The organism is Candidatus Protochlamydia sp. W-9, from assembly GCF_001950615.1.
GTDB classification, from domain to species: domain Bacteria; phylum Chlamydiota; class Chlamydiia; order Chlamydiales; family Parachlamydiaceae; genus Protochlamydia; species Protochlamydia amoebophila.
Window position 1 is genome coordinate 67739 of the sequence record NZ_BCPZ01000046.1, and the last position, 21308, is coordinate 89046.

The following is a 21308-nucleotide window of genomic DNA, read 5'->3' on the forward strand; positions in this document are numbered from 1 at the left end:
CTTATAGAATAATTATTTATGCATCATAAGGGCGTAAGCTTTGTAAGCGTAAGGCTCTTAACGTTGTTTCTTATATTTTAAAGCAGCTTTAGATTTAGCACGTTTTTTGATAGAAGGTTTAGAATAAAAACGATGTGCTTTTACAGACTTCATAACTCCTTCTTTATCAAGACGTTTCTTCAAGGCACGGAGAGCTTTATCTATTGAGTCGCCTATACGGACTTTTACAAGTGACATTGAGTTGTTTCCTAATTTCTAAGTGTTAAATTTGCTGGAATGAACCTTTTTTCAAAGATTTGCCAGTCAATACTTATCTTTTTCTTACACAGATAGCGATTATGCTACCTGAAATAGAGGATATTAATCAATAGACTTCTTGCAAAAAGCAGGAGATAAATTTGAATATTCAAAGAATAATTTAACGTTAAAAAGAAGAGCTTAGTTAAGTTGATGATTTATTTTTTTTTCGTTCAGCTTCCGTTTCTTTTAAATATAAAAGCTCTAAATGCCCCTTATTTGTCCAAGCTTCATTTCGATAAGCCAGATTCATTCTATGAGCTAAAGCACCTAAGGAGGGGGCTTTTTCCTCCCAGGTCCATGTTAGGTCTGGATATTGCTTCTCTAATTTTAATTTCAATGATTGAAAGAAAGGAGTCACTAAAATTTTGACATCCTTTAAAAAAGTTCCCAACTCTGCAAGAGAGTAAATCGAGGGTTCACATAAATAATCAATCCCTTGGTCAGTTAATATGCCTTTGCGTACATAAGCACCTCCAATTCGAGCATCAATGATAGCTGCAAAAGGAACATTTTTTTTAGATGGAACAAAACCATCTAGACTTGACACGCCGACAAGAGGTATTTTCCAACTATAAGACAAAGCTTGAGCCACAGCCATACCTACACGAATTCCCGTATAAGAGCCAGGCCCAGTCCCTATGCCAATAAAAGTTAAATCTTCAGAGCGTAAGGAATTCTGTTGAATAAACTCAGCCAATCGAGGCATCAAAAAACGAGACTGAGTCGTTCCAAAAGGTAGTTCTTCACAGAAAAGAATTTTTTCATCTTGTGAAAGGCCAAAAACCCCTCTTTCCGTACTTGTTTCAATCAATAAAAAACGGCTCATTTGTCAATCTCGATTTTACTAGGAACAATAATTTTTTCTAAGGTACGAACAAAAAAGTTGTCTGTCATTCCTGATATATAATCTACGATCATTTGAACAGAGTTGGCTTGGGATAAATAATTTTCAGTCCGTTTTTTTAAGTAGTGTTTCCATACATAACTTTCTTCTCGATTTGCTTCCAAATTTTGAAGAAGCCATTCAAACAAAATTCGATAACTACACTTAATTTTTGAAGATTCTACCTTTAATTGGGGATGTACGTAAATAGATTGAAAATTAAATTGGCGGAGTATTTTTAAAGCTTCAAAAGCTTCTTTTGAAATAGTAATATATTCTTTATGATAACTATTTTGAATGACATCTGCTGCTAAATAGCTTAAGATATCTTTATTAGTGATTCCCAAACAGGTAGCAGGGATATCTTTTCTTTTTAAAATACCTAAATTGATGGCATCTTCAATGTCACGACCGACATAACTCATTGTATCGCAAAGCTTGACTAAACATCCCTCTAAAGTACCTGGCATGATATTCAAATCAAGGTTTCTTTTTTTCTGTTCTCTCTCGTCTAAATGATCTTGCCAAGTTTTACCAAATTTAGGTTTTAAAAAAGCTCCAGCCATTGCTCCATCATGGCTCAAAAAACCGTCATAAACTGCCAACCCTAAATTAAGAGGTTCTAATTCGGTGAATAAACGGCAAGACTGTAAAGCATGACAAAAAGGACCATTTCCATACTCTATAGATAAAGCAGAAAGGTAGTCTTCACCTTCATGTCCAAAAGGTGGATGTCCCACATCATGCCCAAGTGCTATAGCTTCTACTAAATCTAAATTTAATCCTAATATTTCTGCAATTCCTCTGGCAAAATTACTGACAAGTTGCACATGCAAGCTGCGATGCGTAATGTGGTCATTGTTAACTAAATACACAACTTGTGTTTTATCAACATACCGGGAGTAGGCTTTTGAATGAATAATACGATCGACATCTCTTTTATAAGGCATACGATGATCATTTTCGGAGCCCCCTTGCCGACAATGGTCTTTAGAAAATGCAGCATGCATAAATAGCTGCTCTTCTTCTTTCTGTTCAGCTAGTCGACGGTAATGCGCAAGGGCTTTTATAGCCTGTGTATTGAACATTCTTTCTCCATTGCCAATGAGTCAACTGTGTTATAAATTTATTGAGTAAATATCTTTGGCTTCATTCCAAAAATACTTATTTTAAGGATAGATAATTAAAATTCGAAAGAAAAGGATTAAAAATTGGAAAATTTTCATCTAACAATCAATTTAAATATTTGTTAAGGCATTCAAATTTCATTCTAATCAAAAAAAATCGCTTTTAAACAGCTAATATTTAATATTTTTGATTTGTTGCAAAATAAATGTTTCTAAATATTCTTTTAAAAAAGCGGTTTCCTTTAAAAATGCTTGGATTAAAAGTGTTTGACAATCAGGGCTTGCTAATGCTGAATCAATAACTTGAGCTTGAGTTTGTAAAAATTCATTAATTGCATGCTCATCATTCAAATCAGGCAAATTCACAGTTTTTCCCAAATAATATTTAAATGTTTCGGACTGAAAAATTTCTCGAAACTTTTCATTTCCTAAAAAAACCGAAAAAACAGTTTCTTTTAAATATTTTTGAAATTCTTTAGATTTCATCAATTCTGGTAAAATATGCTCCATTTGAAAATTTTTAAATTGTTCCTTTTGAAATAAGCTTGGAAGTGAAGATTTTTTCGTTTTCTCTAATATATCATTTTCAAAATTTACATTCGGAAATACTTTTGCAAATAATGTTTTTATTTGGTCTTTGTGATCAAGCATAAATAAAATTGTTTCTAAAAGTCGATTCAATTGCTTTTCGCCAACAGCTCTTTTACAAATCATCATAGCACGCAAATGGATAGACATTTCAAAGTGAGCTATCATCTCAGGATTATTTTCCAATTCCTTCACTATCAACTCATGCGCAAACATTTCTTCAAAGCTAATAGATCTATCGGTTGAATTTGTAGAACTTATATTTAGAAATTTAGGTTCAATAAAAACTAATAACTGCATGGTTAGATAGTTATAAAAAAGGCGAATAAAAATTCGTTTTTCTTTTGGAGAAAGAACTTTTTGTTTATTGAATAACACGTCATGAATTTGATCCGTTAATATCAAGCACCAGTGTTTTAGATTAAATCTATATTTTTGACCTTCTTTTATAAGAACCATTTTTTCTGGTACGGAGTTCCCACTTTTTTGCTTATCCTCTATAAAGATTTGCCTTAATAATTCTTTTTTAAAATGCTCTGTATCTTGATAAATTGAATACCCTAATCGAAGCATTTCTTCATTTTGTATTAATGCTAGATGACATTCTTCAATAAAAAAATCACGTTCTTGTGCATCCGAAAAATAATCACAGTTGCTAAATTTTTTTGCATGAATCACATCAAAAGTAATTACCATCCATTTTTTTATCTCCTCTGTAGGCAGTATATAATTCTCAAATTGACGAAAATTAGGATTAAAAATTTGATCAAATATAGCCTTTTTGACCAGCTGACTATTTAATGTGTCTATTTGATGCCCTATTTGCTCATAAAAAGGGTGATCATGGGTTAAAGTAATTAAAAATAAAGTATTTACAAATTCTTCTGCTAATGATTCAATAGTTTGACAACGATAAGAGTCATCTCCTGCTATCAATCCTACGCTTGGACATCTGTCCTGACAGTTAATATAAAGGATCGTTTTTTGCTTTTCTCGACACAGAGTTAGAAAAGCACGCATTTCTGAATTTATTGAGACAGGACCACCTGTTTCAATAGTTGGAGAAGGCATCATCAAATTTTTAACACAAAATTGGTTTGCCGGTTGATAAACACAAATCTTTCTTTTTAAAGAAACAAAATTTCCTTGTATATGGGGATCAAATAAACCAAAAAATAATTTTCCAGAAGATTTATATTGATCTTGATATCGACCAAACAAGGTTGCCGTCAATACAGAATTTTTTTCTAATTCTAGCATTCGCTGACGAATAATTTCTAATCCGAAGATTAGCTTGTAACGGCTATCATTAGGTACTATTGTAAAAATTTTAGGTTGTTCAAGAGTTGCTTTTTTCCCAAATTCCATTAAATTATTAAAAATTTCAGTGCCGCAATTATTGAAACGAATTTGGGAATAAAATTTATAGCCTAAAGTTAAAACATTTCTAGCAATGAGCTCATGTCGATTTTTTTCAAAATAATCGAGAGCTTTTCTAAGAAGGGAAATAAATTTTTTATATGACTGTCTTTTTTGATCTAAATAAATTTCATTAAATCTAGAAGTTTCTTGAGAAAACGTTTGAGAAAATAAATGTTGAATGATAGGAAACAACGTATTTTTTACGTTTTCATTGGAGATGTGTTCAACTACATATTCAATTAATCCGTCTGTTTTTAGTAAAAGTTTTCCAAGAATCTCTATCTGTTGTTTAATCAACTCTTCATAACGAACAACTTTCCATTCTAGCTCTTTACAACCTTCCAAATAAGCAGACTCTGTTTTTGAAAATATAGAACTCAAACCTAGCATATGTTACCTTAAATATTAATTATTACAAAAATTATCTTTCCTCTTAATCAACAAACTTTTATTCAATGGTTGATTCAAGCATGTCTCGTTTGATTAATTCTTTAAATAACTCTTTGACAAAGATTGGATAACGTTGTAGCTTATTTAGGAGTGTATATGTAGATTTTTTTGGGTTATTTAAGAATTCTTTATCTAAGATAAAATTTTTTAAAACCTGTGGGAATCTCCTATCAGAACCTAATTCTTCAGTTGACTCCTTTGCAAATTCTATGAGAAATTTTAAGAAATTTTCCTCTTCTAATAAATCTGGCAAAATAATTTCAATCAATATGACTAAAAAATAGTGGTCTTCAAAAACATTTTTTAAGTCAGTTTCTGGCTTAGATAAAAGTAAATCATAGTTGATGGATACGTCTGGAAAAACAGCTTTAAAAAGTTTTTTAACTTGTAATTTATGATCATGCAGAAATTGAAGAAACTCAATTAGCTCTAATAACCTTTCACGTTTAATAACTCTTTTACGTACAATAAGGGATCGAACCAAAAGTAGCATTTCAAAAAATTCAATTGTTTGTGGGTCGTTTTCTTGGTCTTTCAGAATAATCATTTCAGCAATTAATGCGCCCATGCGCGCGACACCTCGATCAATTCTACCTTTACAAACGCCAGCCATCGCCTTTGGTTGTAAACGAATTAAACAACAATTCGTCAAATAATTATAGAAGAAACTAAGGAATATACGCCTTTCACTGGGGCTTAAATCATCTCTATTATGAAAAATAATTGAATGAATGTGATCTGCTAATTTAATCCCAAAATTTCTTAAATCCGTTGTCTCTACTAATTTTTGAGGAATCCAATATCCTGTTTCTTCAGGATTTCCATCAAATATTTCGGTGATCAAATGTTTTTTAAAAAAAGATCCAGGTTGGTAGATAGAGTATCCCAAAGCAAGACCAAAACAAGTTTTTGCATTAATAATTAATGTATAATGAAACTTTTCAATAAATATCTTTAAAGTGTCTTCTGTAAAAGCTTTGCATTTATCAAATTCCGTGGCATGAACAAGATTTAAAGTGGCTTTCACCCACTCTGATAACCCATGATCCAATGGTAAATAATACTTAAATACTTCAGAACCTGTTGTACATAAATCTGCCCAAATTTTACTTTTTACTGAGCTTGCAGTTAAATCTTCAATATCATGGCCGATTTGCTCATAAAAAGGGCTATTGTGAGATAATGTGAGAACATAAAATTCTTTAAATTGTTCGCCTAAATCATGAATAGCAAGGCAACGAGGCTTTTCATCTGCAGCTAATCGACTAGCTTGATTGCGACAATTTTGGTAATTCAGATACAAAAGCCCACACGCAACTTCTTTTTGTCGATAATAGGAAAGTAAACCCCTCATTTCAGGATTAATGGTTGCTATACCCGATCCATTTTCGATCGTTGGAGAACCTAATGCTAAATTTTTAATACAAAAAGTTTGACCTTGAATATTAATTGTTAAATTCATGAGAAGATGCATAGGATTAGATTGCATATTGGGGTCAAAATCATAAAGGCTAATCCCATTCATGTAACCAATCAAACTATTTGTTGTGCGAGTAAAAACACTCGTTGTCTGTACAGAGTCGTCAACTGAAGCAATTCTTTGATATTGAACCTCCAATCCTCTTACCATCGGATGTTTGTCAAATCCTTTTACATATGGAAGGGGATATTTTACCTTTTCTTTGCTAAGCTTCGCAGTGCCTAATTGAATAAACGTCCTAAAAATAATTTGGGTACAATGATTAAAATGTGTTTCAGTATAAAGAATATGACAAAATGCAAACACATGTTCAGTTACTGCTTCATTGCGATTCAGTTCGGACCATTCCACAGCTGTTCTTAGAATTTTTAAAAATTTTTTGTAGTGCTCTCGTTGAAAATTTAAATATTCAGAATTAGATCGATCAGGTTTTTTTAGTCTATTAACAAACAAATGTTTAATAATGGGGATTATTGTATTTTGTAAATTGATATTATTAAAATCATGGGCAATCCAATTAAGTAAAGATTCTTGAGATATTAAATAATTTTTAAAATTTTCCAAGATTTGTTCTAGTAATGCATCATAACGTTTTACTTTCCAAATTATTTGAGGCATTTTTGTAGAAACTGTTTGCGAATGACCAAGAGGTTCCATTTTTTCTATCCTTAATTAAATCGAAAAAATATTAAGAAATATTTGCCTAATTATTTTTTATAAAATTAGCTATTTTAGAAAAAAAATTTGGTTTTTTATAAGCTCGTCTAACAAAAGTTTTGACAAACTGGATCATTTAAAATTAATTGGGTAGCTACTATGGTTAAAAACTTAAGCAGCAGCTTTAACTTTAATATCATCCAAAATCGCTTTTCTTCCTAAAAAGCTTTAAATTCTGATCTAAAAAAAATTGGATGAAAACTTTTTTTATTTAAAAATTTATTATCCTGTTATTATAGAAAATAATTTGATGAATTGGATCAAACAATAGTTCACCCTAGGCTTTTAATAGGCTTATTCTATGTATTTCCATAGCAATTTCTTCTATCTCAAATTTATGTTGTTAACTTTACTAGGCCTTTTTGAAAAGGATTGCCTGGTTTAGATCTCCATAAACAATTTTCAAATTATAAACAAATCTTTTTTATCAGACACTCAACGTGAACAACTTGGCAATCAAACAGCTATAAAAATCCAACCCATTTTTACAAGAAAATTTGTGAAGTTATCTCCTAAGATTGAATAATTAGTCTTAAATCTGTAAACTGACTAAGTTGGAAAATTACGTCGTTAATGCAAAATCATGACAAATCGCTGTTTTAGTTACTTAAACAGAGATTTCTAGATATTCAACACTTATCTTTATAGGGAAAAATACACTCCCAAAAATAAACTAAATGTTTAGAAAGAAATCCATTAACTTTCTTTATTAGGATGCTAAATGCTGGAAGAACCAATTGACGCACTAGAAACAGAATTTGAAAATGCTTTGAATTCCCTGGAAGATAATCAGCTTAGTAAAAAAAATGGACAGCTTCCAGAACAAGTTCATGTTTTTCCTCTTTTACGTCGTCCTTTCTTTCCTGGAATGGCAGCCCCTTTAGTCATTGAGCCAGGTCCTTTTTACGAGGTATTAAAGGTTGTTGCTAAATCTGATCACAAATGTGTGGGTTTAGTACTAACGCGTTCTGAACAAGCAGAAATTTATAAGGTGGGATTCTCCGACCTTTATCAAATTGGTGTATTGGCTAGAGTTTTGAGAATTATTCCCATGGAACAAGGAGGTGCGCAAGTTATCCTGAACATGGAACGACGAATTAAAATTGAAAAACCCACCTTAGAAACAAAAACTCTTAAAGCCAATGTTAGCTATATAGAAGATGATCCTATTCTGACCACCGAATTAAAAGCTTATGCTATTAGTATTCTTTCAACTATTAAAGAACTTTTAAAACTCAATCCTCTTTTTAAAGAAGAGCTTCAAATCTTCTTAGGACATTCTGACTTTACAGAACCTGGTAAGTTGGCTGACTTCGCTGTTGCTTTGACAACTGCTTCTAGAGAAGAGTTGCAAGATGTTTTAGAAACATTTGATATTCGAAAACGTATCGATAAAGCCTTGATTTTACTTAAAAAAGAGCTCGATATTAGTATCTTACAACACAATATCAACCAAAAAATCGAAGCAACGATTAATAAAAGCCAAAAAGATTTTTTCTTAAGAGAACAGCTTAAAACAATTAAAAAAGAATTGGGAATTGAGCGAGATGATAAATCGCTTGATCGAGAAAAATTCGAGGCAAGATTAAAAGAAAGAGTTGTCCCTTCTGATGTTATGAAAGTGATTACAGAAGAACTTGAGAAATTAAGCGTTTTAGACATGCAATCAGCTGAATATAGCGTAGTAAGAGGATATTTAGATTGGCTAACAGCAATACCTTGGGGTATTTATAGTCAAGAAAACCACAATTTAGAAGAAGCTGAAAAAATTTTAGCTCATGATCATTATGGTTTAGAAGATATCAAGCAACGGATTTTAGAGTTTATTGGTGTGGGTAAATTAGCTAAAGGTGTTCGAGGTAGTATTATTTGTTTAGTTGGCCCTCCAGGTGTAGGGAAAACCAGCATTGGAAAAAGTATAGCCAGAGCTCTTAATAGGAAATTTTATCGTTTTTCTGTTGGAGGAATGCGAGATGAGGCGGAAATCAAAGGGCATCGTCGTACCTATGTAGGCGCTATGCCTGGAAAAATGATTCAAGCCTTAAAATATTGTCAAACAATGAATCCCGTTATCATGCTTGATGAAGTGGATAAAATGGGAAAAAGTTTTCAGGGAGACCCAGCATCTGCCCTTTTAGAAGTTTTAGATCCGGAGCAAAATGCTGAGTTTTTAGATCATTACCTTGATGTACGCTGCAATCTATCAGAGGTGTTATTTATCGTAACTGCAAACGTTTTAGATACCATTCCTGAACCCTTAAAAGATCGGATGGATATTCTTCGCTTATCTGGTTACATCATGCAAGAAAAATTAGAAATAGCGAAAAAGTACCTCATTCCTCGCAATCGAAAAGAAATGGGATTAAAAGCATCAGAAGTTTCCTTCACTCAAGAAGCACTTCGATCTATTATCAATGGCTATGCTAGAGAATCTGGGGTGCGTAATCTCGAAAATCTGCTCAAAAAAATATTGCGAAAACTTGCTGTCAACATTGTTAGAGAACAAGAAGAACACGATAAAGAGCAAGCTAAAAAGAAAAAATCTCCCAGAAGCAAAAAACCTATCGCACTTGTTCCTACTAAACATTCGATTACTCCCTCAAATTTAAAAGATTATTTAGGTAAACCTGTCTTCACCAGCGACCGTTTTTATGAAAGAACGCCTGTCGGAGTTTGCATGGGATTAGCCTGGACGGCAATGGGAGGAGCTACACTTTATATTGAATCCATCAAAGTTGCCGGCGAGAAAACAGTTATGAAATTAACAGGTCAAGCAGGTGATGTGATGAAGGAATCGGCTGAAATAGCTTGGAGCTATGTCCATTCTTCAATTCACAAATACGCTCCTGGATATACATTTTTTGAAAAATCGCAAGTTCATATTCATATCCCTGAAGGAGCTACACCAAAAGATGGGCCCTCAGCTGGAATAACCATGGTGACTTCTTTACTTTCTTTAATCTTAGATACCCCTGTCTTAGATAATTTAGGGATGACGGGAGAACTTACTTTAACAGGCCGCGTTCTTCCAATTGGTGGAGTGAAAGAAAAACTTGTTGCCGCTAGACGTTCGGGACTAAAAGTTTTAATCTTTCCAAAAGATAATCTTAGAGATTATGAAGAACTCCCAGAATATATTCGAAAAGGAATTACCGTGCATTTTGTTGATCATTATGATCAAGTCTTTAAAATTTCTTTTCCTAATAAACACCAAATGAAGCTTTGTTAAGTGAAGGGTAAGTGATGAGCAAAACAATTGAGCTAGTTCCGTGGTCAATTGCCTATAAACAAAAAGTCATTGTTCCTGAGGAATTGAATCAGAAAATTACCTCGCTTCGTTCAAATAAGGCAGTAATTGTCACATTGAACGGCTCTTTCGATCTCCTACATGCGGGACATTTGCAAATTATTTATGAAGCATCTCAATTAGGTGACGTATTAATTGTCGCACTAAATAGTGATAAATCCATTAAGCGCTATAAAAACCCAAATCGCCCTTTGATTTCTTTAGAGTATCGACTTCAAATGATGGCTGCATTAGAGTTTGTAAATTTCGTGACTTGGTTTGAAGAAATAGATCCTTGTCACCTACTTTCTGAAATTAAACCTGATATCCATGTCAACGGTTCTGAATATGGCCATCAATGTATCGAAGCTGAAACTGTTTGTCAAAATGGAGGAAAAATTCATATTGTTCCCCTCATGCCAGGCCTATCTACTTCTTTTATTATAAAAAAAATTCAGGGGCTAATTTGAATCATGCGTATAATCGGCATCTTAGAAGATGAAAAAAAAGGGCTAACTTTCTCATCTTTTCTTCATCAAAAAGAAATAGCACATCAACTAGAAATGGAACCTAATTATGATTGGGGTAGTGCAGATTACGGCTCGAGTCAATGTAAGATATGGATTCATGACGAAGATCAAGTAGAGCAAGCCATTCATTGGTTGACTCATTTCAAAGAAAACCCCTCCGACCCTATTTTTCATTTTGTTCAGCCTATTTCATCTTCTTCGTTCTCCCCATCTCCAATCTCTAATCCAGAAATTGAATCATCTTCAACACGAAAAACACATGGCTGGGAAACAGCAACAATGGGATGGATAACCCGTAGCTTTCTCATTCTTTGTTCAATTCTTTTTGCTACTACTCAATTGATTAAACCCTCTGTTCCTATTCCAGCCAATACCTCAGTTGTAAGTTTAGTTTCTTCTCCTATTGATCAAATCCTTCTTTACGACTATCCTCAATTTTACGAACTCATTAATCGTTTTATTGACATGTATGGTTATGAAGGATTAAAAGACCCCACAAATTTAACTTTGGAAGCACAAATTTTACTTCAAAAAATTCATCATACTCCCTTTTGGAAAGGTTTTTACGAAGAACTATTTGTAAAAAATAGAGTTGAAAACAGATTAAAAGGGGATCTAGCTCCCCCCTTATTCGAAAAGATTCGTGAAGGTCAAATTTGGCGCCTTTTTTCACCTGCTTTACTTCACGGAGATATTTTTCATTTATTTTTCAATATGCTTTGGTTAATGGTCCTTGGAAAACAACTTGAACTGCGATTAAAAGCTTCACGGTATTTGTTATTCATTTTAATCGCGGGAATTTTTTCAAATACATCCCAATATTTGATGAGTGGCTCAAATTTTGTGGGTTTTTCAGGAATTTTATGTGCCATGTTAACATTTATCTGGATCAGACAAAATCGAACTCCTTGGGAAGGATATCAATTAGATCGCTTATCCTTTTCTTTTATGATGTTCTTCATCATAGGAATGGCCCTTTTACAATTAGTTTCTTTGTTTTTAGAAAAATTCTTTCAAATTGAAATCGCTCCCAATATTGCTAATACAGCCCATCTCAGCGGGGCTTTAATCGGCATCATTTTGGGACGATTGGATTTTTTCAGTTGGAGCCATTCTTAATATGTCTGTAAGAGATTTAACTATTCTTGGTTGCTCAAGTCAGCAACCTACACGCTTTCGTAATCACGGAGCCTATTTATTAAGATGGAATGGGGAAGGGTTTTTATTCGACCCTGGCGAAGGAACTCAACGACAGTTTATCTTTGCTAATATTGCTCCTAGTGTTGTCAATCGAATTTTCATTTCTCACTTTCATGGAGATCATTGTTTAGGATTAGGGTCCATTTTAATGCGTCTCAATTTAGACAAAGTGAGCCATCCGATTCATTGTTATTACCCTGCAAGCGGCAAAAAATACTTTGATCGTTTGCGCTATGGAACAATTTATCATGAAATGATTCATGTGGTGGAGCACCCAGTTTCTAAAGCAGGTTTAGTCGAAGATGATGGAAGATTCAAAATTGAAGCGGCTTTTTTACAACACGGTATAGAAAATATTGGTTGGCGTATTACAGAAGCAGACACGAGAAAATTCGATAGTCAAAAACTTATTGATCGGGGCGTCAGAGGCTCATTAGTCAAGGAATTGCAAGAAAAAGGACAATTAAACTTAGATGGGCAAACCATTTATTTAGATGATGTTAGCTGGATTAGAAAAGGAGATCAATTTTCTGTAGTGATAGATACGCTTCCTTGCCAAAATGCTATTGACATCGCTCGTAATGCAACTTTACTTTTATGCGAGAGTACTTATTTAGAAGAACACAAAGAATTGGCCCGGTTGCATAGCCATTTAACAGCAAAGCAAGCAGCTTTGATTGCAAAAGAAGCCAATGCCAAGCAGTTAATTTTAACTCATTTTTCTGCTCGCTATCAAAATTTAAAATTATTTGAACAAGAAGCTCGAACTATTTTTGCTAATACTTTTGTGGCAAACGATTTGATCACATTTCCTTTTACGAAAGTTAATTTGAAATCGTAATAAAATTTTATAGACTTATATGAGCAAGGTAAATTCATGTATATTGCGGCTTGTTATCAATTTCTTGAACATTTAAAAGTTGCTAAAAATGCTTCTGAGCATACAATTCGAAATTATGCGATTGATCTAAATTTGTTCAAAAATTATCAGGAAAAGCAAATATTGGCTGAAGATAAATTAGAACATATTAGCCCTAAAATTTGTGCTCGCGAAAGTTATCAACAACGTCAATCTTGTCATGATGGTATTTTAAAATTGGAAGACATCGATCGTAAAACTATTCGAGGATTTTTAGCATGGTTAAGTGCCAATCAACAAAATAAAAGAACGATTGCAAGACGCCTTTCTTCTTTAAGAAGTTTTTTTAGATATCTTCAAACGCAAAATTTGATTCAAATAAATCCTACAGAAGAGTTAGAAAGCCCCAAGCTGAATAAAAAACTTCCTGTTTCCTTGAGTTATGAACAAGTCAGTCTGTTATTCGAACAACCAGACACTACATCCTACCTAGGATTTCGTGACCGAACAATCATGGAACTCTTTTATAGTTCAGGTCTGCGAGTGAGCGAACTTGTTTCCTTAGATCGGCAAGATTTTGATTATTCTAATTTGACTATTAAGCTTAAAGGAAAAGGAAAAAAACAACGCCTTATTCCTATCACTAAAAATGCTGCAAAATGGATCCAGTCTTATCTATTACACATAGAGCGTTATCAAAATTTAGAGACTCACTCAGCTGGATCTGATCCAAATGCAATTTTTTTAAATAAATGGGGTACCCGTTTGACCACCCGATCCGTCGATCGAAAGTTTGACTTGTATCTGACGAAAAGTGGGCTAGCTGGTAAAGTCACTCCTCACACAATCCGTCATACAATTGCTACACATTGGCTTGAAAATGGAATGGATCTCAAAACGATTCAATTACTTCTAGGACATCGTTCATTATCAACTACCACTATCTATACTCAGGTTTCAACAAAACTCAAACAGAAAGTTTATGCCGATGCTCACCCTAGAGCTTAAATTCACAATTGTTTGTCAAAAATCCCGCATTTTCTACCAAAAAATTTTCTATTAGTTTATCAATTTTTTTATTTAAGTTACTTCCAATTATAGATAAAAAAACTAGGTTTTTTGCCAATACATTTTTAATTATTGAATATTTCCATTGAATAAATTCGATAATGTTATAATTCATGATCGAGAAGGTTATTCACTTGTACTTGCTTCTTCTGCGACTTTCTTTGTGGGCTATTAATCAAATTCAAATTTTGTCAAAAAAATTGAAAAATTTTATTAAACAATATACGGCGACAAATTTATTAAAACCTGATTTATTAAAATTTTTAGAATAAAAATTGCATAAAAATAAAAAATGTTGCTCTTAGATTGCCTGATTTTTGGAAATTACTTGAATTTTTTTTCAATTTATTTATTAAAAGCCTCTCAATAAGTAACTCGTTAGTCGATACAGAATTCCCCTAACCAAATTAATTAATTCTTTAATTTCGGTATGAAAATCTTTTTATTCAAACAATTTTCGATCGCTGTAAAACTTTATTCCTCCTTGTGTATACAGCACCTACAAACTATTTCATTAGATCTAATCTTTCTCTTCCGCTAATACCCTCTAGTAAGATTAATAAAATATCATCATCAATTGTTAGTTGTGAAAAGTTTCTACCCCCGCTTTCTCTTCCTATTGCAAGTGAGGGATTAAACAAAAATCCCTCCTGAGTAAAACTCTTTTTTAAAAAACATGCTATTTCTGAAATACACAAGATCGAATGAAGAAATGCAATAGAGAAAAGACTTCAAAAGTGATTTACTTTAACGTACTCCTTTCATTAATGCAGTTGAAATTAGAGTTGCTATTGAAGAAACTAAAGAAGCAATAAATAATTTTAAATAATTGAGTGAGCCACCCCTAACTGATAAATGGCAAAATAAATTAGATAAGAAAATTGAAAGAAAAATGAGAAAGTTTCATCCCTCTATTCCATCTATTTTCATAGAGGGTAACAATAATAGATTCTTTAACAAAGAATTCATTAGCTCAGCTAAAGTTGAGTTAAAAATTAATACATCAAGAATTAAAATTTATTATTTGGTAATTTTTTGAAAGTTAAATATTCATAAAGGGTTATTTGAATCATCTTTATAATGAATAGAAAAAAGAGATAAACTCAATTTTTAATGAAGCTCATCAATTTTCGCCTGAAATAAGGGAGAAGTTTGTGGGTCTATAAAAAATTTATGGGAGCTTTATCTTTAAAAAGAATTCAAAGAATTTGTTAATTTACTAAGAAATCATCAAATTTTTATTAAACAGCTTATGCAAAATGCTTAAGCAGAGTCCAGTTGTCAGGCAAACGCTTATAATGACATGCAAGCTCAGATTGCTAAATCTAAAACCATCAATACGATAAATCACAATACTTTAAGATAGGATAGCAACAAATTTACAATTCGATTAGATAACAGGTCAAAGATTTTTAACATTTAAATTCCTTTTCAATCCTTTGCTTAAAATAAAATTGAAATATTTATGACCAAATCCCTCTTATTTCAATAGTTTTTTTTAATTCTAAATATTTATAATTGTTTCAATCTGTTAGTGTCTTTTTGTTAGCTTATATTTTCGAAATAGTTTATAAGAAACGAAGGTTTTTTAACTTAAACTAGAAGATTGCATATGGCTAATGTTCAATTATCAAATATCATTATTGGCATCAATCGTGGAAACGTTTTGGCTTGCGATCCTGTTGGAAACTTTCAAGTTTTTGGTCATGGAGTCACACCTCCAGCCGATTATCAAAATGATTGTGAAATTGTCAAAGCAAAAGTAATCCAATTTATCAATAATAATAAAGATGCTTTTCAGCCAAACCTAGTTGACGCATTTGAGCAACAGCTTAAGAAAACGCGGTCAATACTTTCTCGCCCCTCCAGTTTTCCGCGATTTCTGGAGTTTTTTCTCCGTTTCATCAAAAAGCCTCCTCTTAATAGACAATTTGAGGATAAGCAATTTCTAGAGACTTTATTTAACTCTATCAATTTAACACGAAATTCTCGATCTTACCCCCTTTCACAATCTTTATCTGAAGCAGCAAATAGTTGCTCTACAAATTATTCTCCCTCAAACGCTTTCTCTGTTCCTGAAGCTGAGCACAACGCTTTTGATACAAATCCAGCCATTATTTCCTCTGATCCTTCTACTGTTGCTTTAACCGAACATGTTGCAACAAAACATGAAATTCCGCAAAATGGGCAAATTAACCAAATCGTTTCAATAAATCCCCCTCCTCCACCTCTTCCCCCTCCTCCACCCCCCACACAAAGAAAACCGCTAGGTGCGACATCGCAAACAAAAACAACCTCATTTTTGGAAAATTCTCAGGTACGATCTGAAGCAGACTATTACACACTCGAATCAAAGAAATTAAAAAGAAAACTGAAAGAAAGGGCTAACCCCAGCGGTTTTTATTCTTATAAAATTAACCCTGAAGAAGCAAAGTTAGCGACAGCCATTAATGAGAAAATAAAAACAATCCTTGATAGATTAGAAAAATCAGAACCTACTACTCTTCAAGATGCAAACATCCAAGAGCTGATTCAATCTATGAAAAACGATTTACAAAAAAACGAAATCATCATCAAAGGCAGTTCAACAGCTATTGCAGGCATTCATGTAAATGGAAATAACGGAGTTAGGACATTTCTTCCAGAATTTATTTCTGTCGCAAATAAACTCACAAATCAAGAAATTCAATTTGTTATTGGACAATATTTTAATGGAATAGCCCCTACTCAAACTCATCCTGACTATGCGATCTATAAATTATTTCAATGTGATTTAGACATTATTTTTAGTCAATGGGATACTTTGTCTACAGGAGAAATAGCTCAAGAGTTTAGCCTTTTTAAAGATACTTGGAATGATTATTTGAAAAAACAGCTTAAAAGCTTATTAGGTTTACTGATCAATCGACAAAATCCGAACCTGTATCAAGTTTCTAATAATCAAAAAGAACCTATTTACCAAAGAGTCTCTTATGAAGATTATCTAACCAAGCCTAAACAAAAAGTTGTGCAGCAGGAACTTAATGAGCAGCCAACTGACGTGCTTTCTGAACTTACTAATAGTAAAAGATTTCAATCTAAAAAAACTAGTAGTCGGGTGTGATAGTTAATCCATACTACTGCTTCATAAATTCCAAAAAGTTCTAAATACAAAATTTAGATCTTTATTTTTTAGAAATCTACCGTATTCATAATGATATCAATTGAGAAGCGAGCATGATGAAAAATTATTTAATTGAAATCAAAAAACTTTCTAAAAATTTTCTTCATTCAGCCTCTCAACACTCTACATATGCATTAAAAGATATTGATCTTGCTATTCCCGCAGGGTGCATTTACGGCATTATTGGCATGAGCGGGGCTGGAAAATCCACCCTGCTTCGTTGTATAAATGGTTTAGAAGTCCCTTCAAAAGGCGATATTTTAATTGAAGGAAAAAGTTTATTTCAAAAAAATCCGGCAGCACTTCGTGCTATCCGGCAAAAAATGGGTATGGTCTTTCAACATTTCCAACTTTTTTCTTCTCGAACAGTAGCAGAAAATATTGCATATCCGATGGAAATTGGTTTTATTTCACAGGTTTTTCAAGAAGAGAGAATTAATCAACTTCTCAACCTAGTTGGACTTGAACAAAAAAAAGAAATATATCCCACAAGTTTAAGTGGAGGAGAAAAACAACGTGTTGGCATAGCGCGAGCCCTTGCCAATCATCCTCATATACTTTTATGTGATGAGCCAACATCTGCCTTAGATCCAAAAACTACGCGCTCTATTTTGCAACTCTTAGCTGAACTCAATCAAAAATTTGGTTTAACCATTATTATCATTACACACCAACTAGAAACGGTTAAACAAATTTGCCACCGGGTCGCTGTCCTTTCTGAAGGTGAAATTGTTGAGGAAGGAGAAGTTAAACAGGTATTTATTCGCCCTCAACATCAAGCAACTCGCCATCTTTTACATTTAGATGGGGATCAAATTCCAGTAGATTTGATCCAACAAAGGAATCCTGATAAGTTGCTTGTCAGACTGGGTTTTGAAGGTAATCAAGCCAAAGAACCTATTATCTCGCAACTTATCAAACAATTTGACATTGAAGTCAATATTTTATCGGGTGGATTGGATTACTTACAAAAAACTATAGTAGGTAACCTTTTTGTAGAAATATCCGGATTGCCCCAAAATATCCAAAAAGCCCAAGCATTTTTAGAAAATAAGCAAATAATCTGTGAGATCATTTTATGAAGCATAACCAAATTCTCTTAGCTTTCTCTCTCATCCCTATTGAATTTTGGAATACTCTTTACATGGTTTTTTGTTCGGCTGTCTTAGCAATGTTATTTGGAATTCCTCTAGGAGTTGTTTTAACCATTACCGACAAAGGGCATTTAAAAGAAAATCGTTGGCTACATGAAATTCTTGGTTGGATTGTGAACATAGGACGATCGTTTCCTTTTGCTATTTTAATGGTGGCACTGATTCCTTTCACACGCTGGATTGTAGGAACTAGTCTAGGAACAACAGCTTCTATTATTCCCTTGACAATTGCCGCTACACCATTTTTAGCTCGCCTTATTGAATCTTCTCTAAAAGAAATCGATAAAGGAATCATAGAAGCAGCAATGGTCATGGGATCTACTCCTATCCAAATTATTTTAAAAGTATTACTTCCTGAAGCTCTAGCCTCTATTGTACTTGGAATGACTACAACAATTATTAATCTCGTAGGCTATAGCGCAATGGCTGGCACAATGGGAGGCGGAGGATTAGGAAAAATCGCTATTCAGTATGGTTATCAAAGATTTAATGTTTTTTTAATGACAATAACGGTTATTTTACTAATCTTACTTGTCCAAGCTATTCAGGCAAGTGGCCATGCAATCGCTAGAAACATTAATCGTAAAAGAGGCAAAGGTTTGAATAAATGAAAAAATACCTTAAAAAAATAATTGGAGCATTTTATCCTGCTCTTCTAGTAGCTTTGGTTGCTTTATCAAGCTGCTCACGTTCTTCAAAAACGCAGCTAGAAGTAGCTGCAACATCTGTTCCTCATGCAGAAATTTTAGAATTTATTAAACCTGAATTGAAAGAACAGGGTATCAATTTATCGATTATTACAGTCGATGACTATCATACCCCCAATCGAGCTCTTCAAGATAAGGAAGTCGATGCCAATTTTTTTCAACACCTTCCTTTTTTAGAAGCACAAATTGCAGACTTTGGCTATCAACTCGAACCACTTGTTGCTGTCCACCTTGAACCTATGGGTCTTTATTCTCAAAAACTTAAGTCTTTGAAAAAAATGAAAAATGGCCTTACTTTAGCTATTCCTAGTGACCCCTCTAATCAAGCTAGAGCTTTAGCTATGCTTCAACAACTTGGCTTTATTCGTCTGAAAAAAACAGATGCGCTGAGTAGTGTATTTGATATTATTTACAATACTTATCACCTGAAATTTATTGAAATTGACTCTCCATTACTAGCACGCTCACTCAATGATGTAGATTTAGCGGCCATTACAACAAATTTCGCTTTACAAGCAGGTCTTTCTCCGCAAAAAGATGCTCTTGCTTTAGAGGACAAAAATTCTCAATTTGTGAATGTTGTAGCAGTCAGAGCCGGAGAAATAAATAGAAAAGATCTACAAATATTAAAACAAGTTCTGACTTCGGAAAAAGTTAAAGATTTTATTGAAAGTCATTACCGAGGAGCTGTTATTCCAGCTTTTTAATTTTATAATGTTTTTTTTAAATGGGTAAACTCGTAATCTGTCATTGAATATTACACCTATTAAATTTAAAATTATATGCATTGTAGACAAGTTTAAATGATCACCTCCCTCTCCTAATACTTAAATTGAGTGTTAAAAACGTTAGAAAAGCACCTATAAAAAATTAAAGAAGACTTGTAAATACATTTTTGATGCCATCTCATTAATAGCTATCAACTCAATTCTATGAAAAAAAATTTTGATCCTTTTTCTTCTAAACTGAAATATCTAATCTCTCGGCAATCTTTCATTTCAAAGCACTTTTTCTTCATATATATAATAAATCTATTTTTCTTTTTTTATTACCCAACACATGTTTTAGAAGCTACCGACAAGAAAAAAACTCTCTGTCTAAATATGATTGTTAAAAATGAAAAAGAGGTGATTACACGTTGTTTAGCAAGTGTTAAGCCCCTTATTGACTATTGGGTAATTGTGGATACGGGTTCAACAGACGGAACGCAAGACATTATTAAACAATTCATGCAAGACATTCCTGGTGAATTACATGAGCGCCCTTGGAAAAATTTTGCTCATAATCGAACAGAAGCTTTAAAACTCGCCTCTAAAAAAACAGACTATCTCTTATTCATCGATGCGGATGAAACATTTACTTATGAACCAAATTTTAAACTCCCTGAACTAAAAAAAGATTTTTACTTTATTCAAACTAATTTTAATGATACAAGCTATTTTCGAACGCTGATCATTAATAACCACTTAAATTGGAAATGGGTTGGTGTACTTCATGAATTATTACAAGCTACGCCTAATACGGTAGACTGCGAAATTTTGCCAGGCATTACAAACATCGTACGCTCCGATGGAGCTCGTTCAAAAGATCCACAAAAATATCAAAAAGATGCAGCTATATTAGAAGAAGCCTTTTTAGAAGAACCCCATAATTTGCGTTACGCTTTTTACCTTGCACAAACATACAAAGATGCTGGTATGAAGGAAAAAGCGATCACCGCTTATAACAAAAGGATAGCTTTAGGTGGATGGGATGAGGAGATCTTTTGGTCTTTGCTACAAATTGGTTTATTACATGAATCTCTTAATGCAAACCCAAAGACTATTATTGAAAGCTATTTACAAGCCTATCTTTACCGCCCAACAAGAGCAGAACCCCTGTACCGACTAGCCCAATATTACCGGTTATCTGAAAATTATTTTAATGGCTATCAAACTGCCGCTCAAGGCCTTCCTCTTAGAAATAGTCCAGATCTTTTATTTGTAGAGAAATGGATTTATGATTGGGGATTATTGTTAGAATACTCGATTTGCGCTTATTGGATTGGAAAATATGAAGAAGCGCTTTTGGCTTCCTATGCCATGTTAGCACAAGTTAAACTTCCAGAAAATGTACGAGAATGCGTAGAGAGAAATTTAGTTTGGATCAATTTGAAGCTTAAAGAATCGGCTTCTCAGATCAACTTAGTCAAATCTATTTTAAAAACTTCTCTCGAAACTAAAAGTGAAGCTCAAGAAAAAAAACCTTAAAAAATAAAAAAATTCAATTAATAAACATATACTCTTTTTGGTTTACTTGTTTATATATCTACTTGTCAACGGTACAAACTTGTGATATAATTCATTCAATTTTGTATAAAAAGAGCCGTATTCGA

16 protein-coding genes are annotated in these 21308 nt (G+C 33.1%); 10 read left to right on the forward strand and 6 right to left on the reverse strand.

All coding sequences use genetic code 11. The features are described 5' to 3' along the window. Positions 1-57: 57 nt before the first annotated feature. The 5 genes from rpsU to BU804_RS01620 form a co-directional block, all read right to left on the reverse strand. Positions 58-237 (reverse strand): 30S ribosomal protein S21, encoded by a 180-nt coding sequence (gene rpsU, locus BU804_RS01600; RefSeq protein ID WP_011175017.1) that lies wholly within the window; start codon positions 235-237, stop codon positions 58-60. Positions 238-442: 205 nt separating this feature from the next. After that, positions 443-1126, reverse strand: coding sequence for a tRNA (adenosine(37)-N6)-threonylcarbamoyltransferase complex dimerization subunit type 1 TsaB (gene tsaB, locus BU804_RS01605; protein ID WP_075882715.1), 684 nt, complete (start codon positions 1124-1126; stop codon positions 443-445). Next, entirely contained in the window at positions 1123-2271 is a 1149-nt protein-coding gene (locus tag BU804_RS01610; RefSeq protein WP_075882716.1) for a deoxyguanosinetriphosphate triphosphohydrolase family protein, read from the reverse strand. Before BU804_RS01610 ends, tsaB begins: the two co-directional genes overlap by 4 nt. Positions 2272-2481: 210 nt before the next feature. Further along, positions 2482-4710 carry a hypothetical protein gene (locus BU804_RS01615; RefSeq protein ID WP_075882717.1) on the reverse strand — a complete coding sequence of 743 codons (2229 nt, stop codon included), beginning with the start codon at positions 4708-4710 and terminating at the stop codon, positions 2482-2484. Between the two features lie 58 nt (positions 4711-4768). Then, a complete protein-coding gene (locus BU804_RS01620) occupies positions 4769-6907 on the reverse strand; it encodes a hypothetical protein (RefSeq protein WP_075882718.1) in 2139 nt (712 codons plus the stop codon). A gap of 781 nt (positions 6908-7688) precedes the next feature. On the opposite strand from BU804_RS01620, the gene lon reads away from it, so the two are divergent. From lon to BU804_RS01645, 5 genes are read left to right on the forward strand one after another with little or no spacing between them, the layout of a single operon-like run. Beyond that, entirely contained in the window at positions 7689-10196 is a 2508-nt protein-coding gene (gene lon / locus BU804_RS01625; protein ID WP_075882719.1) for an endopeptidase La, read from the forward strand. Between the two features lie 14 nt (positions 10197-10210). Next, positions 10211-10723 carry an adenylyltransferase/cytidyltransferase family protein gene (locus BU804_RS01630; protein ID WP_075882720.1) on the forward strand — a complete coding sequence of 171 codons (513 nt, stop codon included), beginning with the start codon at positions 10211-10213 and terminating at the stop codon, positions 10721-10723. Positions 10724-10726: 3 nt separating this feature from the next. Beyond that, positions 10727-11902, forward strand: a complete 1176-nt coding sequence (locus BU804_RS01635) for a rhomboid family intramembrane serine protease (protein WP_075882721.1) — start codon at positions 10727-10729, stop codon at positions 11900-11902. A 1-nt stretch (position 11903) separates the two neighbouring features. Then, positions 11904-12824: a ribonuclease Z gene (locus BU804_RS01640; RefSeq protein WP_075882722.1), complete on the forward strand. Its 921-nt coding sequence runs from the start codon at positions 11904-11906 to the stop codon at positions 12822-12824. Positions 12825-12860: 36 nt separating this feature from the next. Beyond that, entirely contained in the window at positions 12861-13850 is a 990-nt protein-coding gene (locus BU804_RS01645) for a tyrosine recombinase XerC (RefSeq protein ID WP_075882723.1), read from the forward strand. A 566-nt stretch (positions 13851-14416) separates the two neighbouring features. Here BU804_RS01645 and BU804_RS15125 read toward each other — a convergent pair. Further along, the gene (locus tag BU804_RS15125; protein ID WP_255371562.1) at positions 14417-14551 is read right to left on the reverse strand and encodes a hypothetical protein; all 135 of its coding nucleotides are present in this window, start codon (positions 14549-14551) and stop codon (positions 14417-14419) included. 971 nt (positions 14552-15522) lie between these two features. Between BU804_RS15125 and BU804_RS01655 the strand changes: the two genes are divergently transcribed. The 5 genes from BU804_RS01655 to BU804_RS01675 all read left to right on the forward strand — a co-directional run bounded on the left by BU804_RS01655 (position 15523) and on the right by BU804_RS01675 (position 21183). Continuing rightward, positions 15523-17013 (forward strand): hypothetical protein, encoded by a 1491-nt coding sequence (locus tag BU804_RS01655; RefSeq protein WP_075882725.1) that lies wholly within the window; start codon positions 15523-15525, stop codon positions 17011-17013. 113 nt (positions 17014-17126) lie between these two features. Then, positions 17127-18155: a methionine ABC transporter ATP-binding protein gene (locus BU804_RS01660; RefSeq protein ID WP_226996098.1), complete on the forward strand. Its 1029-nt coding sequence runs from the start codon at positions 17127-17129 to the stop codon at positions 18153-18155. Further along, positions 18152-18838 carry a methionine ABC transporter permease gene (locus BU804_RS01665; protein WP_075882727.1) on the forward strand — a complete coding sequence of 229 codons (687 nt, stop codon included), beginning with the start codon at positions 18152-18154 and terminating at the stop codon, positions 18836-18838. The genes BU804_RS01660 and BU804_RS01665 overlap by 4 nt, the downstream gene beginning before the upstream one ends. Continuing rightward, positions 18835-19641: a MetQ/NlpA family ABC transporter substrate-binding protein gene (locus tag BU804_RS01670; RefSeq protein ID WP_075882728.1), complete on the forward strand. Its 807-nt coding sequence runs from the start codon at positions 18835-18837 to the stop codon at positions 19639-19641. The genes BU804_RS01665 and BU804_RS01670 overlap by 4 nt, the downstream gene beginning before the upstream one ends. A 396-nt stretch (positions 19642-20037) precedes the next feature. Next, the gene (locus tag BU804_RS01675) at positions 20038-21183 is read left to right on the forward strand and encodes a tetratricopeptide repeat-containing glycosyltransferase (protein WP_226996099.1); all 1146 of its coding nucleotides are present in this window, start codon (positions 20038-20040) and stop codon (positions 21181-21183) included. The last annotated feature ends 125 nt before the right edge of the window (positions 21184-21308 follow it).